This window comes from Roseateles sp. DAIF2 (assembly GCF_015624425.1).
Taxonomy (GTDB): Bacteria; Pseudomonadota; Gammaproteobacteria; order Burkholderiales; family Burkholderiaceae_C; genus Kinneretia.
This window is the reverse complement of the sequence record NZ_CP049919.1, coordinates 2,891,125-2,905,052: the sequence shown is the minus strand read 5'-3', so window position 1 is coordinate 2,905,052 and position 13,928 is coordinate 2,891,125. Positions and strand designations below refer to the sequence as shown.

The window sequence follows — 13,928 nt, the reverse complement described above, 5'->3', positions numbered from 1 at the left end:
CTCTTCAGGTTGGCGGCAGTGCTGCAATCTGCGCATCCGCGTCGCGGACCGCGGCACAGAACTGCCGGATCAGGGCGGCGTCCTTCAGGCCCTTGGCCTGTTCGACGCCGGAACTCACGTCAACGGCCCAGGGCCGTACCCGAAGCATCCCTTCGGCCACATTTCCGGCATGCAACCCACCAGACAAAACGACTGGAGAGGGCACGTTTCCTGGAATGAGCGACCAATCAAAAACCTTTCCACCGCCGCCATAACCCTCGACATGGGCGTCGAGCAGGATGGCTTGGGCGCAAGAGAACTGTTGGGCGAAGTCTAACAAATCAAAACCCGGCGTCATGCGCGCCGCGCGGATGAAGGGCCGCCCCGCCCGCGCGCAATCGGCCGGCGTCTCGTCGCCATGGAACTGCAAGAGCATCTGCGGCAGCGCGGCCTGGGCCTCGGCCAGCTGCGCCGCGTCGGCATTGACGAACAGGCCCACCGGCATCACGAAGGGCGGCAGGCGCTTGGCCAGCTCGGCCGCGCGCGCCGGCGTCACATGGCGCGGGCTCTTGGCATAGAACACGAAGCCGATCGCATCGGCCCCGGCCGCCACCGCGGCATCGACATCGGCCTCGCGGGTCAGGCCGCAGATCTTGATACGGGTACGGGCATGGGTCATGGCAGCCAATCCATCGCGGCGGTGCGCTCGGGCAGGTTCAGGTGGGCATCGTAGTAAGGCCCGACGAAATAGAGGCCGTCGGGGGCAAAGGTCGGCGCCGCGGCATCGCGGTTGCGCGCGGCCAGCACCTCGATCAGCCAGTCGGGATGGCGGTTGCCTGTGCCCACCGCCAGCAGGCAGCCCATCAGGTTGCGCACCATGTGATGCAGGAAGGCCGAGGCATCGAACTCGAAGCGCCAGTAGGCGCCGCGCTTGGTGATCTCGATCGCACGCAGCACCTTCACCGGCGACTTGGCCTGGCATTCGGACGAGCGGAAGGAGGAGAAATCATGCTCGCCCAGCAGATGCGTGACGGCCGCGCGCATCGCGTCGCCGTCCAGCGGGCGGAACACCCAGCCGACCGAGCCGCTCTCGATCGCCGGCCGCACCGCCGACTCCAGCAGCAGATAGGCATAGCGCCGGCCGCGCGCATGGTTGCGGGCATGGAAGTCGGCACCGGGAAAGGCGCACCACTGGATTGCGATGTCGGGCGGCAGGTAGCGGTTGGTGCCGCGCACCCAGGAGAAGGGCTCGCGCTCGACCGGCGAGTCGAAATGCACCACCTGGTTCAGGCCATGCACGCCCGTATCGGTGCGGCCGGCGCAGATGGTGCGGATCGGCTGGGCTGCGAACTTGGCCAGCGCCGCCTCCAGCGCATCCTGCACCGTGCCGCCGCCCGGCTGGCTCTGCCAGCCCTTATAGGCCTGGCCGCGATAGCTGACTCCCAGCGCCACCCTCGTCGTCAAAATTGCTCCCGGAAAAAGAAAAGCGCCCGGCCAGGCCGGGCGCTTCGCATTGTGCCTGCTCGCGCGGGACTCAGCCCAGCTCGTTGAGCATCGCCTGGACCTTGTCGCGCAGCGGGCCCTTGGCCTTGGCCATCAGCTCCTGCAGCACGTCGCGCGCGCCTTCGGTATCGCCGATCTGGCGGAACTCGTCGGCCAGCTCCAGCTGGCGCTGCAGCGGATCGCCGTCGCCATCGCCCTCCAGCGCATCGAAGGCCTTGGACAGCGGATCCTCGGCGGCCGGCTCGTCCCGCAGCAGCCCGTCGAACTCGGCCGGCAGCTCGTCGCCCAGGTCCAGGGTGGCGGTGCTGGCGGTCGGGATCGGCTCCTCCGGGGTGGCGGGCAGATCCAGGTTGATGGCCGAGAGGTCGAAGTCCAGCGAAGGCGCGGCCTCCGGCTCGGCATGCAGCGCGGAGGCCTGGGTGCTCTCCTCCTCGGGCAGGCGCAGATCGTCCAGATCGAACTCCAGATCGGTCACAGCGGCCGGGGCGGCAGCCGGCGGCGGCGGATTGTCGAGGTCGAAATCCATCGTCAGCGGTGCCTGATCGACCGTGCTGGCCAGGGCCTGGGTGGCCTGCATCGCCAGCGGCGAGACCGGCGGCACCGGCTTGTCCAGGTCCAGGTCGAGATCCAGGTCCAGCCCGCTGGGCAGGCCCGGGTCGCTGACCGGGGCGCGCTTCAGCGGCTCGGTCGCCAGATGGGCACCGGTGGCGGCGGCCACGGCAGCGACGGAGGGCAGGATGCTCTGCTGCGCGGTCTGCGGCATGGTGCTGGCACCCATCGGCTCCGGATGCACCTCGCGGCCGTCATCCAGCAGTGCGGGCGCGCCGCCGGGCTGGTACAGCGGGTTGTCCGCGTCGATCTGGCGGCCCAGCTCCTGGGCCTTGGCCCAGTCCTCGCCTTCGCCCTTGGTCTCGGCGAACAGCTGGATGGCCAGCTGTTCGAAGCCCTTGATGTCGCGGCGCTTGGCGTAGACCTCCAGCAGCTTCAGGCGGATCGCCAGGCGATCGGGATTGGAGCGCAGCGCCTCCTTCAGGATCTCCTCGGCCTGCAGGTCGCGGCCATAGGCCAGGTAGACATCGGCCTCGGCGACCGGATCGACATCGCCGATCGCGTCCAACTGGCTCAGCGAGTAGCTCATCGACGAGGCGCCGCCGGCGGCGTCGCGGGTGTCGACGCGCTGACCACCGCTGGCGCCAAAGAAGGAGTCCGGTTGCAGGCGGCTCTCGTGGAAGCCGGTGTCGGCCTTGGGCTTGCCGAAGCCCTTGCCGCCACGCAGGCGCATGAAGCCCAGGCCGCCCAGCAGCGCCACCAGCACGCCGGCGATCGGCAGCACCAGCGGGTTCTCAAGCAGGCTGTCCAGCAGGCCCGGCTCTTCCTGCGGCGCAGGTGCCGGCGGCGGGGTCAGCGGCGCGGGCTTGGAAGCGGCCACCGGCGGCTTGGAGGCGGCGACCGGCGGAGCCACCGGAGCCGGCAGCGGCGCGGCGGCCACGACCGGCGCGGGCGCCGGGGCGGGCGGCGTCGCGGCCGGGGCCGCGGCGGGCCCGGTCGTGGCGCTGCCGCCGGCGGGCTTGGTCTCGCTGGAGAGCTTCTTCAGCTCCTCCACATTGCGGGTCAGCTCGGCCACGCGGGCGGCGTCGGCCTTCTTCTCGGTTTCCTTGGACAGCTTGGCCTCGGACGCTGCGGCGCCCGGCTTGCCGGCCTTGCTGAGGGTCAGCTTGTCGGGGCTGGGCGCGGCGGCGGGCTTCCTGTCCTCGACGGCTGCCTGCACCTGGCCCTTGGCCTTGCGCTGGCTCTCGTCCAGGCGCAGCTCGGGCGCGCCGCTGGCCAGGCGCTGGCGGTAGGCGCCGAAATCGGCGCTCTGGGCCTGGATGACCTGGCGCGCCTCGTCGGTCGAGACGCTGGACAGGGTGTCGCTGCCGGGCACCTGCAGCACGACGCCGGACTTCAGCCGGTTCATGTTGTCGCCGATGAAGGCGTCCGGGTTGCTGCGGAACAGGCCCACCAGCATCTGGTCCAGCGAGATGCCGACCGGCTTGGTGCGGTTGGCCACGCGCGACAGGGTGTCGCCGGCGCGGACCTTGTATTCGCCCGGCCCGCTGGCGGTGGCCGGCGCGGGTGCCGGCTTCGGTGCGGCGGCGCGCGGGGATTCGGTCGGCGCGGGCGCGGGCGCCGGCGGCGCGGGCCGGGGTGCCGGGGCGGCGGCCACGACCGGTGCTGCCGGCGCACGCGGTGCGGCGGCAATCGGGCGGGCCTCAGATGGTGCCGAGGGCGGCACCGGCGCGGCGGCGGCCACGGCCGGCGTCACCGGCTCGGCGGGCGGTGCGGGGCGGGCCAGGTTCGGCGGATCGAACAGCAGCGTGTATTCGCGCACCAGTCGGCCGCTGGCCCAGGACAGCTCCAGGATCACATCGACAAAGGGTTCCTGCACCGCGCGGTCGCTGTTGATGCGCAGCACCTGACGGCCATCGCTGCGGCGCGTCAGCTGCACCTGGGTGCTGGTCAGCACCGAGTTGTATTCGACGCCACTGGAGCGATAGGACTCGGGTGGTGCGATGCGCACCTTCAGGGTGCCGGCCTCCTCGGGCGTCAGGGAGCTGACGTCGATCTCTGCCTTGAGGGTCTCGCCCAGCGCCGACTGCACGGTCAAACGGCCCAGTCCCAGGCCCCAGGAAGCCGTGCTGGCCAGTCCCAGGGCAGCCACGGCCACATGGGTCAGGGCAAAACGAGCGCTACGATTCAGTTTCAAGGCATCCCCCAAAGCAACAAGGCGGGCACCCTCCGGTGTCCGCCTGTCTTGACGACTGTTCTTGTGTTCCCAACAGCATTTGTCATGGCTGTTTTCCTGGCGTCTTGCGATCCGAAATCACAACAGCATCAAGCATATACGCTCAGGACCTCACGCAAAGGCTGAAATCAGCCAGGGAGACCCGGCTGATTCACCGGTCGTTACAGGCATGTGGCTTGCCGGCAACGACCGTCGGGGGATAACCCGGAGCTCAGCGATCCAGCAGGATGCGCAGCATGCGGCGCAGCGGCTCGGCCGCGCCCCACAGCAACTGGTCGCCGATCGTGAAGGCGCCGAGATATTCCGGACCCATCGCCAACTTGCGGATGCGGCCGACCGGGATGGTCATGGTGCCGGTCACCGCCACTGGGGTCAGGTCTTGCAGGGTGGCCTCGCGGTTGTTCGGCACCACCTTCACCCATTCGTTGTCGGCGGCGATCATCGCCTCGATGTCGGCCAGGGGCACGTCCTTCTTCAGCTTGAAGGTCAGGGCCTGGCTGTGGCAGCGCATCGCGCCGACGCGCACGCAGAAGCCGTCCACCGGGATCGCCGGCGAGCCGAAGCCTTCGCCGATGCCGAGGATCTTGTTGGTCTCGGCCATGCCCTTCCACTCTTCCTTGGAGGTGCCGTTGCCCAGGTCGCGGTCGATCCAGGGGATCAGCGAGCCGCCCAGCGGCACACCGAAATTGGCGGTCTCGTCGGCAGACAGGCTGCGCTGCTTGGCGATGACCTTGCGGTCGATCTCCAGGATCGCGCTCTTCGGGTCGTCCAGCAGCGCCTTGACCTCGGCGTTGAGCGTGCCGTACTGGGTCAGCAGCTCGCGCATATGCTGCGCGCCGCCGCCGCTGGCCGCCTGGTAGGTCTGGGTGCTCATCCACTCGACCAGGCCGGCCTTGTAGAGCGCGCCGACGCCCATCAGCATGCAGGAGACGGTGCAGTTGCCGCCGATCCAGTCCTTCTGGCCCTTGGCCAGCGCGTCCTTGATCACCGGCATGTTGACCGGGTCGAGCACGATGACGGCGTCGTCCTTCATGCGCAGCGACGAGGCCGCGTCGATCCAGTGGCCGTTCCAGCCGGTGGCGCGCAGCTTGGGGAACACCTCGTTGGTGTAGTCGCCACCCTGGCAGGTGATGATGATCTCGCAGCGCTTGAGCTGCTCGAGATCGAAGGCGTTCTGCAGCTTCGTCTCGTTCTTCGCCTGTGCGGGGGCGGCGCCGCCCGCGTTCGAGGTGCTGAAGAACAGCGGCTCGATCAGATCGAAATCGCGCTCGGCCTGCATGCGGTCCATGAGCACGGAGCCCACCATGCCGCGCCAGCCAACCAGTCCAACCAATGTCGTCATCGTGATACCTCTATCGCCCTAACAAAAGTTCAACAAGAAAAAACTTGAGACTCTTCTTCCCCCGGCTCGTTCGCCTGGGGGTGTAGGGGCGAGACGAACCGGAGCTGAACTAGCCCTTAATGGTTTTGGTGGTGGTGATGGCCGCAACCACGGCATCACCCATCTCGCGCGTGCCCACTTTGTGAGTGCCCTCACTCCAGATGTCCGCAGTACGCAGACCCTGGGCCAGCACGGACTGCACCGCCTGCTCGATACGAGCGGCGGCTTCGGGCTGATTGAGGGAGAACTTGAGCATCATGGCAGCGGAGAGGATTGTAGCCAAAGGATTGGCGATCCCCTTGCCCGCGATATCCGGCGCGCTGCCATGGCTGGGTTCGTACAGGCCCTTGTTGTTCTTGTCCAACGAGGCCGAGGGCAGCATGCCGATCGAGCCGGTCAGCATCGCCGCCTCGTCCGACAGGATGTCACCGAACATATTGCCGGTGACAACCACGTCGAACTTCTTCGGCGCCTTGACGAGCTGCATCGCGGCGTTGTCCACGTACATATGCTCCAGCTCGACGTCCGGATAGTCCTTGTGGACCTCGGTGACCACATCCTTCCAGAACTGGAAGGTCTCCAGCACATTGGCCTTGTCGACCGAGGTCACCTTCTTGTTGCGCTTGCGCGCGGCCTGGAAGGCGACATGGGCGATGCGCTCGATCTCCGGGCGCGAATAGCGCATGGTGTCGAAGGCCTCTTCCGCGCCCGGAAAATGCCCGTCCACCGCGGTACGGCGGCCGCGCGGCTGGCCGAAATAGATATCGCCGGTCAGCTCGCGGATGATCAGGATGTCCAGGCCGGCGACCAGTTCGGGCTTCAGGCTGGAGGCATGGGTCAGCTGCTCGTAGCAGATGGCCGGACGGAAGTTGGCGAACAGGCCCAGGTGCTTGCGCAGGCCCAGGATGGCCTGCTCGGGGCGCAGCGGACGGTCCAGCTTGTCGTACTTCCAGTCGCCGACGGCGCCGAACAGCACCGCGTCGGCATCCTTGGCCAGTTGCAGGGTCGAGTCCGGCAACGGATGGCCGGCTACCTCGTAGGCGGCGCCGCCGACCGGTGCGCTTTCCAGGGTCAGCGGCAGGTCCAGCACATTCAGGACCTTGACGGCCTCGGCGACGATTTCGGTGCCGATGCCATCACCGGGCAGAACTGCGATCTTCATCTTCTTATCCAATCAAACGATTATTGAGCCAGGGCTTGCTGGCGATGCGCTCGGCCTCATAGGCCTTGATCTTGTCAGCGTGGCGCAGGGTCAGGCCGATGTCGTCGAAGCCGTTGAGCAGGCAGTATTTGCGGAAGGGCTGGACCTCGAAGGCCAGCTCGGCGCCGTCCGGCTTCACGACCACCTGGCGCTCCAGGTCCACGGTCAGCTGGTAGCCGGGGAAGGCGAAGACCTCGTCGAACAACTGGGCGACCTGGGCCTCGGGCAGCACGATCGGCAGCACGCCGTTCTTGAAACAGTTGTTGAAGAAGATGTCGGCAAAGCTGGGCGCGATCAGCGCGCGAAAGCCGTACTGCTCTAGCGCCCAGGGCGCATGCTCGCGGCTGGAGCCGCAGCCGAAGTTCTGGCGCGCGATCAGCACCGAGGCGCCGGCATAGCGCGGCTGGTTCAGCACGAAGTCCGGATTCGGCTTGCGGCTGGCCGGGTCCTGACCGGGCTCGCCATGGTCCAGGTAACGCCATTCGTCGAACAGGTTCGGGCCGAAGCCGCTGCGCTTGATCGACTTCAGGAACTGCTTGGGGATGATCGCGTCGGTGTCGACATTGTCGCGATCCATCGGGGCCACCAGGCCCTTGTGCACGGTGAACTTTTCCATGATCTCGGTTTCCTCAGGCAATGCGACGGACGTCGACGAAATGGCCCTGCATCGCGGCCGCGGCGGCCATCGCCGGGCTGACCAGATGGGTGCGGCCGCCGGCGCCCTGGCGCCCTTCGAAATTGCGGTTGCTGGTGGAGGCGCAGCGCTCGCCCGGCTCCAGCCGGTCGGCGTTCATCGCCAGGCACATCGAGCAACCCGGCTCGCGCCACTCGAAGCCGGCGGCCTTGAAGACCTGGTCCAGGCCTTCGCGCTCGGCCTGTTCCTTCACCAGGCCCGATCCCGGCACCACCAGGGCCAGCTTGACGTTGCTGGCGATCTTGCCGCCCAGGCGGCGCACGACGGCGGCGGCCTCGCGCATGTCCTCGATGCGGCTGTTGGTGCAGGAGCCGATGAAGACCTTGTCGATGCGGATGTCGGCCAGGGCCTTGTTGGGCTCCAGATTCATATAACTCAGCGCCCGCTCGATCGCGCCGCGCTTGACGGCGTCCTTTTCCTTGTCGGGATCCGGCACCCGGTCCTCGATCGACAGCACCATCTCGGGACTGGTGCCCCAGGTGACCTGCGGCTTGATCTGGGTGGCGTCCAGCTCGACCACCTTGTCGAACACGGCGCCGGCGTCCGAGTGCAGGCCGCGCCAGTAGGCCACGGCCTGCTCCCATTCCACGCCCGTGGGCGTGAAGGGGCGGCCCTTGACGTAATTGATCGTCGTCTCGTCCACCGCCACCAGGCCGGCGCGCGCGCCCGCCTCGATGGCCATATTGCAGACGGTCATGCGGCCTTCCATGGAGAGCGCGCGGATCGCCGAGCCGCCGAACTCGATCGTGTAGCCGGTGCCGCCGGCCGTGCCGATCTTGCCGATGATGGCCAGCACGATGTCCTTGGCGCCGACGCCGGGCATGACCTGGCCCTCGACCTTGATCAGCATGTTCTTGGCCTTCTTGGCCAGCAGGGTCTGGGTGGCCAGCACATGCTCCACCTCGGAGGTGCCGATGCCGTGCGCCAGCGCGCCGAAGGCGCCATGCGTGGAGGTGTGACTGTCGCCGCAGACGACCGTCATGCCCGGCAGGGTGGCACCCTGCTCCGGGCCGATCACATGGACGATGCCCTGGCGCTTGTCGCTCATCTTGAACTGGGTCAGCCCAAAGCGGTCGCAGTTCTTGTCCAGGGTGTCGACCTGCAGGCGCGAGACCGGGTCGGCGATGCCTTCGCTGCGGTCGGTGGTCGGCACGTTGTGGTCGCTGACCGCCAGATTGGCCGAGAGGCGCCAGACCTTGCGGCCGGCCAGATCCAGGCCCTCAAAGGCCTGCGGGCTGGTGACCTCATGCACCAGATGGCGGTCGATGTAGAGCGTGGCCGTGCCGTCTTCCTCGGTGTGGACCACATGCTCATCCCAGAGCTTGTCGTAAAGGGTGCGTGCTGTCATGGCTGGCTTACCTCTTGGTCTTCATCATTGGATCGTCGTTCCTGCTCGCCGGGCATAGCGCGTCGACGAAACGTTGCACGACGGTGGGCAGGCGCTCGGCGCGCGCCACACCCAGAACATAGTCGCGCTGCGCCCAGGCTTCATCCAGGCGCAGCATCTTCACCGCGAACACCTTGGCGAAGCGCTCGGCCGGCGCCTGCGGCAGCACCGCCACGCCCAGGCCAGCTTCGACCAGTTGGGCGATCGCATCGAAGCCGCGCACCTGCAGCCGCGCGTTCAGCGTGCGGCCGCGCGCCAGCGCCTGTTCGCGCATCAGCTCCTGGGCGCTGGCGCCGGCATGCAGGCCGATCAGATCGTAGTCCAGCAGCGCATCAAAGCTGACCGCGGCCTGGCGCGCCAACGCATGCTGGCGCGGCACCAGCACCGCCAGGCGCGCTGCCCGGTAGGTCCAGGTCTGCAGCCGGTTGTCCAGCAGCGGCGGGGTGAACACCGCCACATCCGCCCTGCCCTCGGCGACGGCCGCCTGCGCCTCGGCGCTGGTCAGGTCTTCCAGGCTGATGCGGATCTGCGGATGGGCCTGGCTGAAGGCGGCCAGATCCGGTGGCAGGCATTCGGCGATCGAGCCGGCATTGGCGACGATGCGCAGATGGCCCTTGATGCCGCGCGCGAACTCCATCACCTCGCTCTCCAGCGCATGCAGCGAGGCATGCAGGGAGCGGATATGGCGCACCAGGGCGCGGCAGGCCTCGGTCGGCTCGACGCCGCGCGCGCGGCGCTCGAACAGCTGCACGCCCAGGCGCGCCTCCAGGTCCGACAGGCGCTTGCTCGCCGCCGCCAGCGCCAGATGCTCACGCTCCGCCCCGCGGGTGATCGAGCGGTTCTGCTCGATCGCCAGCACGAGGTTCAGGGTGGTCAGGTCCAGGCGCATTGGAGGTGGCGGTAGCTTGGTGCTTTTTTACTCGGGCGCAATGCCGGCGGCCTGCACCGCCTTGGCCCATTTGACCGTTTCCTTGGCGGCATAGACGCCCAGTTCGGCCGGCGTGCTGGGCGTCAGCTCGAAGCCCGAGGGCGCCAGCCTGGCCTGCACGCCCTTGTCGCTCAGCGCCGCGCGCACCCATTGGTTCATCTTCGCGACCATCGGCTCGGGCGTGCCGGCGGGCGCGTACATCGCGAACCAGGCGGTCATCTCGAAGCCCGGCGCGGCGCCCTGGGTCATCGGCGGCACGCCCGGCAGCATCGGATGGGGCTTGGCCGAGGTCACGGCCAGCGCGCGCAGCTTGCCGGCCTTGACTTGGGGCACGCCGGAGGCCAGGTCGCCGAACACCAGCTGGATCTGGCCGCCGATCGCATCCGTCATCGCCGGCTGCACGCCCTTGTAGGGCACATGGATCATCGCCAGCTTGTGGGCATGCACGAAGGCATGGCCGGGAATCAGGCTGCCGCTGGAGCCCGAGCCCCAGGCCAGCTTGTCCGGATTGGCCTTGATATGGGCCACCAGCTTGTCGGCCGTGTCGGCCGGCACCGCCGGGTTGACCAGCATGATGAAGGGGATCTCGCCCAGGCGGGTCACCGGCACGAAGTCCTTGATCGGGTCGTAGGGCAGGCGGCGGTACAGCGAAGCGTTGGCCGCATGCGTGGTGCTGGTGGCGATCAGGAAGCTGTAGCCGTCGGCTGAGGCCTTGGCGGCCTGGCCGGTACCCAGGGTGCCGTTTGCGCCGGGCTTGTTGTCGACCACGATGGACTGGCCGGCGGCCTTGCCCACATGCTCGGCCACCACGCGGGCCAGCTGGTCGGTGGCGCTGCCGGCCGGAAAGGGCACGATCCAGGTCAGCGGGCGCTGCGGCCAGCGCTTGTCCGGCGTCGCCAGCGCGGGCTGGCCGCCGATCAGCGCCAGGCCCAGGGTCATCATTAGCAGCCGCTGCATCAGCGGACGGCGTCGCAGAAAGGAGGCTTGATGGGGATTCATGCCGCACTGTAGTCTTCGTGGAGACATGCATTCTCCGACAAATACAAACAGAGCCTTCGCGGCACGCGAAATATCACCCAACTGCGGCAGAATCCCGCCGAGACGAGCTCAGGCCCGGCATGAGCGCAGCCAGCCGCCGCCGGTAGCTCCTTCGACTCATCGGCGGCACCTCGGCCGCTGGGCGGCGCGTCATCGCCCGACACTAAGCTGAAGCGCTTCGACATCATCCGCCGAAGCTCCATGCCCAACAACAAGTCTCTTGCCTGCGCGGCCCTTCTGCTGGCAGCCCTCCTGCCGATCCGCGCTGCAGCCGATTGCGCGACGCCGGACGGCTCGCCGACCGTTCGGTTTGGCACCTACGACTCCGCCATCCACAACCGGGCGGTCGATGGCAAATGCACCATCGATGACCTGCTTGACGACGAGCAGCCTTGGGGCAGCCAGCAGGCATTCCTGGACCATGCCGGTAAGGTTTTCAACGGCCTGCTGAAGGACAGTCTGATCAGCCTTGATGAGCGCGATCGACTGATGAGCGCGGCGCAGGCATCGGGCGTCGGCAACCGACTGATGGTCAAGCTGATCGCCTTCAACGATTTCCATGGGGCGATCAAGGCCGGAGAAGGCGCGGCAAGCAACCCCGGCGCGGCTCGCCTGGCAAGCCGAATTCGAGCCTTGAAAGCCGCCAACCCGCTGCACGCAGTCGTCTCCGCGGGAGATCTGTTCGGCGCCAGCCCCTTGAGCTCGGCCCTGTTCAGGGACGAGCCGACCATCGAGGTGATGAATCGCATCGGCATCGACTTTGCCGTCACCGGCGTTCACGAGTACGACGGAGGTCGGGACGAGCTACTGCGGCTACAACAGGGCGGCAACCACCCGAGCAGCGGCTTCTCCGGACGGGGCCGGTCGGCCGACCGGCGTCCCGATGGCCAGTTCGCCGGTGCCGCCTTCCAGCTTCTGGCCGCCAACGTCATCGACACCACCAGTCATAAGCCCTGGCTGCCCGCCGTAGGCTACAAGGAATTCATGGGTCACAAGATCGCCGTGATCGGCATCGCTCGCCGGAGCACCCCGGCCCATGTGCCGGACACCGGCATGGCCGGTCTGGAGTTCTGGGACGAGGCCGAAACGGCCAACGCCCTGGTGCCCGGCATCCTGGCCCAGGGAGTCAAGAGCATCGTCCTGCTCGTCCATGAGGGCGGGCTTGTCGCCGGCGGTGGTTCAAGCAATGCCTGCAACGGACTCTCCGGCCCGATCGTGGATATCGTCGGCCGATTGGATCCCGAAATCGACCTGGTAGTCTCCGGAGGTACTCACCTGGCCTACTCGTGCAACGTCAACAACCGCGCCGGACGCCCCGTTCCCGTTACCTCGGCGGGCCATCACGCCAGCCATCTGAGCGACATCGACCTCACGCTGGACACGAGCAGCGGCCATGTGGTGGCGGTATCCGCCAAGAACCATGCGGTCAGCACTGACGACCCGGAGACACCGGAGATCCAGGCCATCGTCTCCCATTACGCCGCGCTGGCTTCGGCCAGCCCTGCCGTAGGGCGGATCACGGCGGAAGGACTGGGTCTGGTCATCAACACCAACGACCCCTATTCGGTCAGCGTCGGCGAGTACTACGCCAGCCGCCGAGGCATACCCGAGGCCAACATCGTCCGGGTCGGCTTGCCGACCACGACGACGATCAGCCGGGCCAGCTTCGAAGCCCTGGCCTCCGAGCTGAGAAGCCGCCTGCCCGACACGGTTCAGGGCCTGGCGCTGGCATGGGTCAAGCCCTATGCGGTCGAATGCAACTCAATCACCTCGGCCCTGACCATGGGCTTTCAGCCCGAGATCTGCAGCAGCCCGCATGCCTGCACGGTGAGCAAGGCATCGCCCTACTTCAGCTACACCGGTGCCATGCCGTTCACCGACATCGGCCAGCGGCCCAGCATGCTGATCGCGGCCCGCAGCATCGAGAGCGCCAAGGCATTGATCGATCGCGGCATCGCGGCCGACCAGAGCATGCCCGCCGACCACCTGCCCTCGGCCAAGGCCTACTTCATCAAGACCTGGGATGGTTTTCGCAATGTACGCCAGGGCGATTTCCCAGCAGCGGGCCCCATCGGCCCCTGGGGGCTGACGGTCCAACGCGAAAGCCTGAACAGCGGCTACACCCAGGCGCCGATTTCCGAGGTGCTGATCTACCAGACCGGTCTCACTCGCGTGGACGGCCTGAACCAAGTTCAATGGCGCCCCGGAGCCCTAGCCGATCACCTGACCTCGTTCGGCGGCCGGCTGGATGCGGCGCCGGGCAGCGGACAGATGAGCGCGCTCGAATGGATCGAGTCCGGTGCCACTGCGAGCTATGGGACGGTCACCGAGCCCTGCAATTACAACGCCAAGTTCCCCCATCCGCGTCTGCTGACGCGCAGCTATATGCAGGGCGCCACGGCCTTGGAGGCCTATTGGAAGAGCGTCGCCTGGCCGGGCCAGGGGGTGTTTGTCGGCGAGCCGCTCGCCGCCCCTTTCGCTCCCTTGCTGGAACTGCCATCGGGCCGCCCCTGACTCGGGGGCAGCGACCGGTTCTCAAGAGCTGTCAAGCCAGCGCCGCCACCACCTCCGGCGGCGCCTGCACCAGCTCGATCAGCACGCCCTCGCCCCCGATCGGGAACTCGTCGTTGCTCTTCGGATGGATGAAGCAGATGTCGTAGCCGGCCGCGCCCTTGCGGATGCCACCCGGCGCGAAACGCACGCCGTGGGCCGTCATCCACTCGACCGCCCTGGGCAGGTCGTCCACCCACAGGCCCACATGGTTCAGCGGCGTGGCATGCACGGCCGGCTTCTTCTCGGGATCCAGCGGCTGCATCAGATCGATCTCGACCTTGTGCGGCCCGCTGCCGATCGCGCAGATGTCCTCGTCGACGTTTTCGCGCTCGGAGACGAAGTTGCCGGTGACTTCGAGGCCCAGCACATCGACCCACAGCTTGCGCAGGGCCTGCTTGTCGGGACCGCCGATCGCGATCTGCTGGATGCCGAGGATCTTGTAGGGCTTGTTTGTCATTTCATTCCTTGCTTGAGCAGAC

11 protein-coding genes are annotated in these 13,928 nt (G+C 67.5%); 1 reads left to right on the top strand and 10 read right to left on the bottom strand.

Going from position 1 to position 13,928, the window contains the following annotated elements; all coding sequences use genetic code 11:
- Positions 1 to 4: 4 nt before the first annotated feature.
- The 9 genes from G8A07_RS13195 to G8A07_RS13155 all read right to left on the bottom strand — a co-directional run bounded on the left by G8A07_RS13195 (position 5) and on the right by G8A07_RS13155 (position 10,815).
- Entirely contained in the window at positions 5 to 658 is a 654-nt protein-coding gene (locus tag G8A07_RS13195; RefSeq protein WP_195797424.1) for a phosphoribosylanthranilate isomerase, read from the bottom strand.
- Positions 655 to 1,443, bottom strand: a complete 789-nt coding sequence (gene truA, locus G8A07_RS13190) for a tRNA pseudouridine(38-40) synthase TruA (RefSeq protein ID WP_249937326.1) — start codon at positions 1,441 to 1,443, stop codon at positions 655 to 657. Before truA ends, G8A07_RS13195 begins: the two co-directional genes overlap by 4 nt.
- A 70-nt stretch (positions 1,444 to 1,513) precedes the next feature.
- Entirely contained in the window at positions 1,514 to 4,228 is a 2,715-nt protein-coding gene (locus G8A07_RS13185) for a FimV/HubP family polar landmark protein (RefSeq protein ID WP_249937325.1), read from the bottom strand.
- Positions 4,229 to 4,478: 250 nt separating this feature from the next.
- A complete protein-coding gene (gene asd / locus G8A07_RS13180) occupies positions 4,479 to 5,609 on the bottom strand; it encodes an aspartate-semialdehyde dehydrogenase (RefSeq protein ID WP_195797423.1) in 1,131 nt (376 codons plus the stop codon).
- A 109-nt stretch (positions 5,610 to 5,718) separates the two neighbouring features.
- Positions 5,719 to 6,810, bottom strand: coding sequence for a 3-isopropylmalate dehydrogenase (leuB, locus tag G8A07_RS13175; protein ID WP_195797422.1), 1,092 nt, complete (start codon positions 6,808 to 6,810; stop codon positions 5,719 to 5,721).
- A 4-nt stretch (positions 6,811 to 6,814) separates the two neighbouring features.
- The gene (gene leuD, locus G8A07_RS13170; protein WP_195797421.1) at positions 6,815 to 7,465 is read right to left on the bottom strand and encodes a 3-isopropylmalate dehydratase small subunit; all 651 of its coding nucleotides are present in this window, start codon (positions 7,463 to 7,465) and stop codon (positions 6,815 to 6,817) included.
- A gap of 13 nt (positions 7,466 to 7,478) precedes the next feature.
- The gene (gene leuC, locus G8A07_RS13165) at positions 7,479 to 8,891 is read right to left on the bottom strand and encodes a 3-isopropylmalate dehydratase large subunit (RefSeq protein ID WP_195797420.1); all 1,413 of its coding nucleotides are present in this window, start codon (positions 8,889 to 8,891) and stop codon (positions 7,479 to 7,481) included.
- A 7-nt stretch (positions 8,892 to 8,898) separates the two neighbouring features.
- Positions 8,899 to 9,819: a LysR family transcriptional regulator gene (locus G8A07_RS13160; protein WP_195797419.1), complete on the bottom strand. Its 921-nt coding sequence runs from the start codon at positions 9,817 to 9,819 to the stop codon at positions 8,899 to 8,901.
- A gap of 27 nt (positions 9,820 to 9,846) precedes the next feature.
- On the bottom strand, positions 9,847 to 10,815 hold the full coding sequence (locus G8A07_RS13155; RefSeq protein ID WP_195797418.1) for a tripartite tricarboxylate transporter substrate binding protein: 969 nt from the start codon (positions 10,813 to 10,815) through the stop codon (positions 9,847 to 9,849).
- Between the two features lie 282 nt (positions 10,816 to 11,097).
- On the opposite strand from G8A07_RS13155, the gene G8A07_RS27885 reads away from it, so the two are divergent.
- On the top strand, positions 11,098 to 13,410 hold the full coding sequence (locus G8A07_RS27885; RefSeq protein WP_249937324.1) for a TIGR03790 family protein: 2,313 nt from the start codon (positions 11,098 to 11,100) through the stop codon (positions 13,408 to 13,410).
- Positions 13,411 to 13,441: 31 nt separating this feature from the next.
- Here the strand turns inward: G8A07_RS27885 and G8A07_RS13145 are convergent, their stop codons facing one another.
- The gene (locus G8A07_RS13145) at positions 13,442 to 13,906 is read right to left on the bottom strand and encodes a VOC family protein (protein ID WP_195797417.1); all 465 of its coding nucleotides are present in this window, start codon (positions 13,904 to 13,906) and stop codon (positions 13,442 to 13,444) included.
- Positions 13,907 to 13,928: the final 22 nt, after the last annotated feature.

Excerpts from the sequence above, each read along its gene's own strand:
- G8A07_RS13145 (WP_195797417.1), bottom strand. The coding sequence starts at position 13,906 with ATGACAAACAAGCCCTACAAGATCCTCGGCATCCAGCAGATCGCGATC.
- G8A07_RS13195 (WP_195797424.1), bottom strand. The coding sequence starts at position 658 with ATGACCCATGCCCGTACCCGTATCAAGATCTGCGGCCTGACCCGCGAG.
- G8A07_RS13155 (WP_195797418.1), bottom strand. The coding sequence starts at position 10,815 with ATGCAGCGGCTGCTAATGATGACCCTGGGCCTGGCGCTGATCGGCGGC.
- asd (WP_195797423.1), bottom strand. The coding sequence starts at position 5,609 with ATGACGACATTGGTTGGACTGGTTGGCTGGCGCGGCATGGTGGGCTCC.
- G8A07_RS13160 (WP_195797419.1), bottom strand. The coding sequence starts at position 9,819 with ATGCGCCTGGACCTGACCACCCTGAACCTCGTGCTGGCGATCGAGCAG.
- leuB (WP_195797422.1), bottom strand. The coding sequence starts at position 6,810 with ATGAAGATCGCAGTTCTGCCCGGTGATGGCATCGGCACCGAAATCGTC.
- leuD (WP_195797421.1), bottom strand. The coding sequence starts at position 7,465 with ATGGAAAAGTTCACCGTGCACAAGGGCCTGGTGGCCCCGATGGATCGC.
- leuC (WP_195797420.1), bottom strand. The coding sequence starts at position 8,891 with ATGACAGCACGCACCCTTTACGACAAGCTCTGGGATGAGCATGTGGTC.
- G8A07_RS27885 (WP_249937324.1), top strand. The coding sequence starts at position 11,098 with ATGCCCAACAACAAGTCTCTTGCCTGCGCGGCCCTTCTGCTGGCAGCC.